General features: G+C 73.7%; 1 protein-coding gene. It reads left to right on the forward strand.

The annotated features are described in order from the left end of the window. Positions 1-13: 13 nt before the first annotated feature. A partial coding sequence (locus AB0B02_RS31740) for an amino acid adenylation domain-containing protein (RefSeq protein WP_357306751.1) occupies positions 14-11,127 on the forward strand: 11,114 nt, incomplete at its 3' end.

Below are 11,127 nucleotides of genomic sequence, written 5' to 3' on the forward strand. Positions count from 1 at the left end.
GAGTCTGGATTTTGTGGGTCGGGCTGATGACCAGGTGAAGGTGCGTGGTTATCGGATCGAGTTGGGTGAGATCACGGTGGTGTTGTCGGGTTGTGCCGGTGTGCGGGACGCGGTGGTGCTGCTGCGTGGCAGCGGGGTGGAGGCTCGGCTGGTGGCCTATGTGGTGCCGGTGGCGGGTGCGCGGTTGGATGTGGCGTCGTTGCGGCAGGCGTTGGCGGTGTCGTTGCCGGAGTACATGGTGCCGGCGGCGTTCGTGGTGCTGGATCGGTTGCCGTTGACGGCGAACGGGAAGCTCGACAAGCGGGCGTTGCCGGAGCCGGACGGTCGGGCGTTCGGCCAGACCGGCTATGTGCCGCCGGAGAACGTGGTGCAGGAGCGGCTGTGCGTGGTGTGGGCCGATGTGCTCGGCGTGGACCGGGTCGGCATCCGGGACAGCTTCTTCGAACTCGGCGGCGACTCCATCCGCGCCGTCTCCCTGGTCGGCGCGCTGCGGGCCGAGGGCTTCGACCTGAGCGTGCGGGACGTGTTCGACAGGCGTACCGTCGCCGAACTCGCAGACCTGCTGGGCGAGCGGTCCGCTTTGGTCGCCGACGACCACGCCCTGGTCGAGCCGTTCGCGCTGATCAGCGACGACGACCGGGCGCTGGTCCCGGACGGGGTGGTCGACGCCTACCCGCTGTCGCAGATCCAGACCGGCATGGTCATCGAGATGCTGGCCGACGACCAGCAGAACAACTACCACAACTCCAGCGCGTTCCGGATCATGGATGAGCGGCCGTTCGACTTCGCCGCCTTCGAGCGCGCAGCCGCCTGGCTGGTCGCCCGGCACGACATGCTGCGCACCTCGGTCCACCTCACCGGGTACTCGGTGCCGATGCAGCTCGTCCACCGGACGGCCGAGGTGCCGATCGGCTGGACCGACCACGGCACGCTCGACGCGGCCGGGACCCAGCACGTGCTGCAGGAATTCGCGACCAGCGAGCGTGCCCGGCCGTTCGACCTGACCCGGCCGACCCTGATGCGCTTCTTCGTGCACGTCACCGAGCCCGCCTCGTGGTGGATCTCGATCACCGAATGCCACCCGGTCATGGAGGGCTGGAGCTACCACACCATGCTGATGGAGCTGGTGCGGGCGTACCAGCGGATCGCCGCGGGGCAGGAGCCCGACGCCGAGCCGATGCCGGCGGTGCGCTTCGCCGACGCCATCGCCGGCGAGCTCACCGCGCTCAAGTCGCCGGAGACCCGGGCGTACTGGCGTGACGTGGTGGGCCGGTACGAGAAGTTCACCCTTCCGCGCGACTGGGGCGACCGGAGCGTGGCCGAGCGGACCGCTTACCACACCCGGATCCCGTGGACCGACCTGGAGCCGGGGCTGCGGCGGCTCGCGGCCCAGGCCGGCGCGTCCATGAAGGCCGTCATGGTGTCCGCGTTCGGCAAGGTGCTCAGCCGGCTCAGCGAGGAGCCCGCGGTGCACGCCGGGCTGGTCTACGACACCCGCCCCGAGGTGCTCGGCGCCGACCGCGTCTTCGGCATGTACCTCAACACGCTGCCGTTCCCGTTCGACCCGATCCGGGGCACCTGGCGCGACCTGGTGACCCGGACCTTCCGCCGCGAGGTCGAGTCCTGGTCGCACCGGCGTTACCCGCTGCCCGCGGTCCAACGCGACAACCCCGGCCGGCAAGGGCTGATCGAGGTCTTCTTCAACTACCAGGACTTCCGCCAGATCGACACCGAGCTGGTCGACGCCACCCAGGGGCTGGACGACAGCCCCACCGAGTTCCCGTTGACCGTCTCCTCGCGGGCCGGGCACATCTTCCTGACCTCGGACGTCCGCTCGCTCACCCCGGCGAACACCGACCGGATCGCCGGCCTGTTCCGGACCGTGCTGGCCGCGATGGCCGCCGACCCGGAGGGCGACGCCACCATCGCGCTCGCCACCCCTGACGAACTGCGTGACCAGCAGGACTGGGCCGTCGGCGCACCGCTGCCCGGCGACTACCAGCCGGTGCTGGAGCTCTTCGAGCAGCAGGCCGCCCGTACGCCGGACGCCGCCGCCGTGGTGACCGGCGGCCACACGCTCACGTACGCGGAGCTGGACGACCGCGCCGAGCGGTACGCGGCCGCGATCACCGCCCGCGGCGCCGGCCCGGAGTCGGTCGTCGCCGTGCTGCTCGACCGCGGCCCGGAACTCGCCGCCGCCCTGCTCGGCGCCTGGAAGGCGGGCGCCGCCTACCTGCCGCTCGACGCCGCCTTCCCGGCCGAGCGGGTCGCCGGGATGGTGGCGGACGCCCACGCCGCCGTCGTGATCACCGAGCGGGACCTCCTGCCCGGCGTCGCCGACGTCCCCGTGGACCGGCGGCTGTTGGTCGAGGACCTGCCCGCCGACCGCCCCGCGGTCACCGGACGGACCAGGCCGGATGCCGACCAGCTGGCGTACGTCATCTACACCTCCGGCTCCACCGGCCGCCCCAAGGGCGTTGCCGTGTCGCACCGCGGGCTCGCCAACCACGTCTCCTGGGCGGCGCGGACCCTGGCCTCCCGGGGAACCGGCGGCGCGCCGCTCTTCTCCTCGGTCGCGTTCGACCTCGTCGTGCCGAATCTGTGGGGACCGCTGGTCACCGGGCAGCCGGTGACGATGGTGCCGAACGAGGTGGACCTCGGCGAACTCGGCGCCCACCTCGACCGGCACGGCCCGTACAGCTTCATCAAGCTGACCCCGGGCCACCTGGAGGTGCTGACCACCCAGCTCGCCGCGGACCAGGCGGCACGCCTGGCTCCGGTGCTGGTCGTCGCCGGCGAGGCGCTGACCCGGCATGTGGTGCGCGCCTGGCAGGCGAAGGCGCCCGCTGTCGAACTGATCAACGAGTACGGCCCGACCGAGGCGTCCGTCGGCACCTGCGTCCACCCGGTCGACGGGCCGGTCCCCGACGTCGTCCCGATCGGATCACCCCTGCCGGGCATGGTCATGCGGGTCCTCGACCGGGACCTGCGTCCGTTGCCGACCGGCGTCACGGGCGAGCTGTACGTCGGCGGCACCGGCGTCGCCCGAGGCTACCTGGGCCGCCCGGACCTGACCGCCGACCGGTTCCTGCCCGACCCGTACGGTCCGCCCGGCGCGCGCCTCTACCGCACCGGCGACCTCGTGCGGCTGCTGCCGGACGGCGCCGTCGACTTCCGCGGGCGCCGCGACGGCCAGCTCAAGATTCGTGGCTACCGGGTCGAACTGGGGGAGATCGAGGCGACGCTCGGCGGCCTCGACGAGATCACCGACTGCCGGGTCGTGGCCCGCGAGACCGGGCCGGACGGCGAGCGGCAGCTCGTCGCCTACCTGGTGGCGGACGGCGAGATGAACCGCGCGTCGATCCGCGAGCGGCTCACCCGCGCGCTCCCGGACTACCTGGTGCCGTCGGCGTTCGTGCAGCTCGATCGGCTGCCGCTGAACGCCAACGGCAAGCTGGACCGGCACGCGCTGCCGGCCCCGGAGGAGACCACGACCGGGTCGGGTGGTTTCGAGACCGCCACCCCGTTGCAGGAACGTCTGGTCGCGGTCTGGTCCGAGGTGCTCGGCCGGGAGGCCGGCGTCCGCGACGACTTCTTCGACCTCGGCGGCGACTCCATCCGGGCGGTGGCCCTGATCGGCGCGCTGCGGGCCGAGGGCTGGGACGTGTCGGTCCGCGAGATCCTTCAGCACCGCACGGTCGACGCGGTCTCGCGGTTGCTCACCGGCCGGGACGCGCTGGACGCGGGCGACCGCGCGGCGGTGGCGCCGTTCGAGCTGGTGCCGGCCGTCGACCGGGAGCGGCTGCCGGACGGGCTGGCCGACGCGTACCCGCTGTCGATGAACCAGTCGGGCATGCTGATCGAGCTGCTCGCCGGGAACGACGACCGGCGCAGCTACCACAACGTCAACGTGTACGAGGTGCGCGACGACCAGGGCTTCGACCCGGACGCGTTCGAGCGGGCGGTGCGCGAGGTGGTCCGGCGGCACGACGTGCTGCGGACCTCGGTCCGGCTGACCGGCTACTCGGAGCCGATGCAGCTCGTGCACCGGGTGGCCGCCGCGCCGTGCGCGTGGCGCGACCTGCGGCACCTCGACAGCCGGGAACAGTTCGCCGACATGTCGGCGTTCGTGGCCGCCGAGCGGGCCGACCTGTTCGACCTGTCCTCCGACGAGCCCCTGCTGCGGGTGCACGCCCACGTCACCTCGGACACCGAGTGGCTGTGCGGCTTCACCCAGAACCACGCGCTGCTGGACGGCTGGAGCAACCAGCTGTTCCTGATGGACGTGCTGGAGTGCTACCGGCGGCTGCGCGACGGGACCGCACCGGGCCGGTGGGACGCGCCGTCGGTGCGGTTCGCCGACACGGTGGCGGCCGAGCGCCGGGCGCTGGAGTCCGAGCGGACCCGCGCGTACTGGCGCGACATGGTCCGCGACCACGTGAAGCTGACCATGCCGGCCGGGTGGAGCGGCGACCGTGACGCGCCTGCCGAGGTCGTCCGGGCCGGCATGTCCTACGCCGACCTGGAGGAGGGCCTGCGGCGCCTGGCCGCGTCCGCGCGGACGTCGGTGAAGAGCGTGCTGGTCGCGGCGCACGCGAAGGTGATGAGCCAGCTGACCACCGCGCCCGCCTTCCACACCGGACTGGTCACGCACACCCGGCTGGCCGAGCCGGGCGGCGACCGGGTCTACGGCAACTTCCTCAACACCCTGCCATTTCCCGTACGCCCGGACGCGCGCACCTGGCGCGACCTGGTACGCCAGGTCTCGGACACCGAGATCGAGATCTGGGACCACCGGCACTTCCCGATGCCCGCCATCGAGCGCCCGGCCGGCACCGGCCGCCTGGTCGACGTGTTCTTCTGCTACCTCGACTTCCACCGGATGGACACCGAGGCGGCCGACGACAGCCAGGCGTTCAGCGACGCGCCGAACGAGTTCGCGGTCGGCATCGTCACCCTCGGCGGACGCCTGAGCCTGCGCAGCAACAGCCACGTGCTCAGCCACGAGCGCGCGCGGCAGATCGTCGGCATGTTCCGCGACGTCCTCGCCGCCATGGCCGCTGATCCGGACGGCGACGCCCGCGCGACGTTCGGGCCCGAGCCGAAGCCGCGCACGGCGCTGCGCAAGGTCCGGCGCCCGGGCCGCGGACGCCGGCGCCAGACCCCGCACGAGGTGTTCGCCGACCGGGCGGCGCGGACCCCCTCCGCCGTCGCCGTCATCGACGGCGGCACCGAGCTGACCTACCGTGAGCTCGACGAGCGGGCGAACCACCTGGCCCACCGGCTGCGCACGGCCGGCGCGGGCCCGGAGACGGTGACCGGTATCTGCCTGCCGCCCGGCGCCGACGCGATCTGCGCGGTGCTCGGCGTGCTCAAGACCGGCGGAGCCTATCTGCCGCTCGCGCCGGGCGGTGACCTCGCACCCGCCCGGGAACTCGGGCTCACCGCGATCGTCACCGGCGACTCGTCGCTGCACCCGGTCACGGTCGCACCGGACGGTCCCGGCGACGCCGCCGCGCCCGAGGTGACTGTCGATCCGGAGACGGCGATGCTGGTCGGCCCGGCCGAGCCGTACGCCGTGGTCAGCCACGCCGACGTGCTCAGCGAGGTGACCGCCGCGCACCAGGCGGCCGAGTTCGACGAGTTCGACGCCTGGAGCCTCGACGCCGGCTGGGCGGACGACCCGCTGCCGATCTGGGGTGCGCTGCTGTACGGCGGCCGGCTGGTCGTGCTGCCGCCGGACGAGACCCCGGCGCGACTGCTGGACCGGCTGCGCCGGCACGAGGTCTCGGTGCTGTCGAGTCGGGCGGACGACCTGCGTGACCTGGCCGCGCCGATCGCCCGGGACGAGGATCTCGCCGTACGCCTGGTGCTGCTCACCGGCGACGCGGGCCACCCGGACGACCTGCGCCCGCTGGTGGCGGCGGACGGCGACGGCCCGGCGGTGGTCAGCCGCTACCGGCGGGCCTGCTGGCGGCAGCTCGAGCCGGCCGACCTCGACGATGCGCGGTTCCCGATCGGCGACCCGCTGCCCGGCCGCGAGCTGCGGGTGCTGGACGCGCAGGGCCGCCCGGTGCCCGACGGTGTGCCGGGCGACATCCACCTGGGCGGCATCGTGCCGCGCGGCTTCACCGGGCGTCCCGCGCTCACGGCGGACCGCTTCCGCCCGGACGCCTTCGGGCCGGCCGGGTCGCGCCTGTTCGCCACCGGGGACCGGGCGGCGGTCCGCGCCGACGGCGCGCTGGTGCCGCAGCCGTCGTCGGCCGACGACGGCGAGGAGGGCGAATCGGAGTACGAGCCACCGCGGTCCCCGCTGCAGAGCCGCATCGCGGCCATCTGGCAGGAGGTACTGGGCCGCACCCCGATCGGCGTCAACGACATGTTCTTCGACGTGGGCGGTGACTCGATGCGGGCGCTGGCCGCGGTCGGTGTGCTGCGCGAGGAGGGGCTGGACGTCTCGGTCCGCGACCTGTTCCGCCACCCGACCGTCGCCGAACTCGCCGATCGGCTGGCCGGCCGCGACCGGCACCCCGGTGACGACGAGCCGGTCGCGCCGTTCGCCCTGATCGGCGACGACGACCGGACGAAGCTGCCGCCGACGGCGGTGGACGCGTACCCGCTCTCGCAGGTGCAGGCCGGAATGGTCGTCGAGATGCTGGAAGATCCCACGGCGTACCGCAGTTTCGTGGCGTACGAGGTGATCGGCTCCGAGTTCGACGAGGCGGCACTGCGGGCCGCGCTGGTCGAGGTGACCGGACGGCACGACGCGCTGCGCACCTCGCTGCACCTGACCGGGTACTCGGTGCCGACGCAGGTCGTGCACGTCCCGGCCGACGTGCCGGTGACCGTGCACGACCTGCGCGACGTGCCGGCCGACCGGCGCGACGAGGAGTTCCGGAAGCGGCTCGCCGCCGACCAGGACGCGCCGTACGACGTGGCACGCACGCCCCTGCTGCGGGTGGTCGTCGCCCGCCTCGAGGACACCCGCTGGTGGCTGGGCCTCGGCCTGCCGCACGCGCTGAGCGAGGGCTGGGGCCTGGCGATGGTCCAGGCCGAGCTGCACGCGGCCTACCGGGCGCTGGCCGCCGGGGACACACCGGCACCGTACGAGGCGCCGCCGGTGCGCTACGCCGATTTCATCGCCGCCGAGCTGCGGTCCCTGGCCGGGGACGAGGACGCCGCGTACTGGAGATCGGTGGTGGATGATCGAGAGGCGATCGGCGTTCCCGCGGTCTGGGCCGGGCCGGACGATGTGCCTTACCAGCACCTGGTGCCGCTCGACGACCTGGAGCCACGGCTGCGGGAACTGGCCGCCGGGCTGCGCGTCCCGGTCAAGAGCGTCCTGCTGGCCGCGCACGTGGCGGTGATGGGCCGGCTCACCGAGACCCGGCGCGGCCATGTCGGCCTGGTGACCGACGCGCGCCCCGAACTCGCGGGCGCGAGCCGGGTCTACGGCATGCACCTCAACACGGTGCCGTTCGCCGTGGACCGGACCGCCGCCCGCTGGCGGGATCTGATTCGCGGCGTCTTCGCCCAGGAGACCGCGTTGTGGCCGCACCGGCGGTATCCGATGCCCGCGATCCAGCGGGACTCCTCGGCCGGGCGGCAGGTGCTGACCGCGTTCAACTACGTGGACCTGGCCGGGGTCGGCCCGCGCCGGCAGGACGCCGACGGCGACATCGGCGCGACGCTCAGCCAGTCGCACACCGAGTTCGACCTGACCGTGCACTGTCGGCCCGACCGGATCAACCTGACCACCCGTACCGGGGTGATGAGCAGGGAGAACGGCGCCCTGCTGGCGAAGATGTACCGCACCGTGCTGGAACGGATGGCGCAGGACGCCGACGGCGACGCGCGGGCGTCGGTGCTGTCGCACGCCGGCCCCGGACCGGACGCGGCCGAACGGGAGCCGTTCACCTTCGACCCGGTGCGCGGACTGGCGACGTGGGCGGCCGAGACCCCGGACGCGCCCGCGCTCGCCGGTGACGTCGGGACCGTCAGCTGGGGACAGCTCGGCGCGGACGTCGACCGGTTGGCCGGCCGGCTGCGCGCCGCCGGTGTCGGACCCGGTGTCGTGGCGGCGGTCTGCCTGCCGGCCGTCGTGGAGCGGGTCACCGCGGTCCTCGCCGTCCTGCGGGCGGGTGGCGTCTGCCTTCCCCTCGATCCCGAGACCCCGGTCACGCGGCTCGCGTTCCAGCTCGCCGACGCCCGGGCCCGGGTCGTCGTCGCGGACCGCGAGTCCGCGCTCGACACCGACCTGCCGGTACTGATCACCGGCGACGAGACCACGGCGGCGCCCGAGGGCGAACCGGCACCGGAACCCGAGCCGTCGGACCCGGCCTTCCTGCTCTACACGTCGGGCTCGACGGGGCGGCCGAAGGGCGTGTCGATCACCCGCCGCGGCGCCGGCAACCACCTGCTCGCCAAGGTGGCCGACCTCGGCATGACGGCGGCCGACACGCTCGCGCAGAACGCGCCGCCCACGTTCGTGGTGTCGATCTGGCAGATGCTGGCCGGCACGGCCACCGGCTGTTGCGTCCGGGTCGTCCCGGAGGCTGTCGCGCGCGACCCGCACGCCCTCTTCGCCCTGGTCGCTGACGGCGAGGTCACCGTTCTGGAGGTCGTGCCGACGCTGTTGCGCGCGGCACTCGACGGCGGCGTCACCCTGCCGCCCGGCGCCGCGCTGCGGCGGCTGGTGGTGACCGGCGAGGCCTTCCCGGCCGAGCTGGCGGCCCGGTGGCTGGCGCGGTTCCCGCAGGTCGGCCTGCTGAACTCGTACGGGCAGACCGAGTGCGCGGACGACGTCGCCCACCACGCGCTGACCACTGCCGACGGGCTCACCCGGGTGCCGATCGGCCGGCCGGTCCGCGGCACCCGACTGTACGTCCTCGACGAGTGGGGCGCGCCGGTGATCGACGGTGTGCCCGGAGAGCTCCACGCCGGCGGCCTCGGCGTGGGCGACGGCTACCTGAACCAGCCGGCGCTGACCGCCGAGCGGTTCGTCCCCGACCCGTGGGGCCCGGCCGGCGGCCGGCTCTACCGCACCGGAGACCTCGCCCGCCGGCTGCCCGACGGCACGCTGGACTACCTCGGCCGCTCCGACCAGCAGGTGAAGGTCCGTGGGCACCGCATCGAACCGGGCGAGATCGAGGCAGCCCTGACCCGGCACCCCCTGGTGCGGCAGGCGGTCGTCGTGCACCGCGACGACCGGTTGATCGGTTACGTGGCGGCGGCGGACGAGCGGCCGACGCCGGCCGATCTGCGCGCCGCGCTGGAGGCCGAGCTGGCCGCCTACCTCATTCCGGCCGCCTTCGTGGTGCTGGACGCGATTCCGCTGTCCCCGAACGGCAAGGTCGACCGCGGGGCGCTGCCCGAACCCGGCGCCGAGGCGCTGGCGGTGACCGAGTTCGTCGCGCCCGCCGACGGCCTCCAGGCCGAGGTGGCCGGGCTGTGGGCGCGGGCGCTCGGCGTCGGGCGGGTCGGCCTGCGCGACGGATTCTTCGCGCTCGGCGGCGACTCGCTGCGGGCGGTCGCGCTCGTCGGTGACCTGCGAGCGGCCGGATACGAGACGACCGTGCGCGACGTGCTGGACGCCCGGACCGTCGAGCGGCTCTGCGAGCGGCTGCGCCCGGTCGGGGCGGGCGCGGGCCGGCGGTACGTCGAGGCGTACGCCCAGATCGAGCGCGCGGACCGTGATCTGCTTCCGCCGGACGTGGTGGACGCCTACCCGCTGGGCCGCACCCAGCTGGGCATGGTCATCGAGGCGATGTCCGGTGACGGCCGCGGCGCGTATCACATGGTCAACATGTTCCGGGTGACCGACGGGCACCCGCTGGACGAGGGCGCGCTGCGCCGGGCCGTCGCGGTGGTGGCCGACCGGCACGAGACGTTGCGCACCTCGATCCGGTTGACCGGCTTCTCCGCGCCGATGCAGCTCGTGCACCGGAAGGTGGACGTGCCGGTCGAGGTGCACGACCTGCGAGACGTGGACCCGGCCGAGCACCCCGCGATTCGCGAGCGCCTGGTGGCGCGTCAGCGCGCCGAAGCGTTCGATTTCGCGGTCGCGCCGCTGGTCCGGGTGCTCGCGCACCAGGAGAGCGACGAGGCGTGGTGGCTCACCCTGACCCAGACGCACGCGCTGACCGAGGGCTGGAGCACCCACCAGGTGCTGATGGAGCTGCTGGACTGCTATGACCGGCTGCGCCGGGGCGCCGAGCCGGAGCCCTACGACCGGCCCGGAGTCCGGTTCGCCGACGCGATCGCGGCCGAGCGTGCCGCGCTGGCTTCGGACGAGGACCGCGCCTACTGGGAGCGGATCACCGGCGACAACGCCGGGGTCACGTTGCCGCGGGGCTGGGCGGGCGACTCGGACCGGCGAGTGTTCCGGCAGATCCCCTACGACGACCTGCTCGACGGGCTGAACGCGCTGGCCGCCGAGACCGGCACGTCGCTCAAGACCGTGTTGTTGTCGGCGTACCTGAAGGTGATGGGTCAGTTGACCGACGAGCCGGCCTACCACGCGGGCATGGTCGTCGACACCCGGCCGGAGGAGCCGGGCGCCGACCGGGTTCCCGGCATGTACGTCAACACGCTGCCGATCACCGCCGACCGGACCGCGGCGACCTGGCACGACTTCGTCACCCGGGTCTTCGCCCGGGAACTCGACGTGTGGCAGCACCGGCGTTACCCGATGCCCGCGATCCGCCGCGACGGGGGCGGCGACCCGCTGATCCAGGTCTTCTTCAACCACCTCGACTTTCGCGGCGTGGACACCGGCCGGGTGGCGGCCGGCACCCGGACGACGAACTCGCCCAACGAGTTCGCCCTCTCGCTGATCAGCCAGCACGGCCGGTTCCACCTCGGTAGCAGCGAGCGGCACCTGGATTCGGCGAGCGCGGACCGGCTGGCCGGCATGCTGCGCGCGGTTCTGGAGTCGATGGCCGCCGGTGGCGACGGCGACGCCCGGGCCACCTACCTGCCCGCGGGCGAGCGGGAGCTGCTGCTCCGGCAGGCGTCACCGTCCCACGTGACGCCCGTCGACCGCTGCCTGCACGAGTTGTTCGAGGAGCGGGTGCGGCGGTCGCCGGATGCGGTGGCGGTGGTGGTGGGTGGGGTGTCGTTGTCGTA

The sequence above is a fragment of the Micromonospora sp. NPDC049240 genome (assembly GCF_040647835.1).
Classification (GTDB): Bacteria; Actinomycetota; Actinomycetes; order Mycobacteriales; family Micromonosporaceae; genus Micromonospora.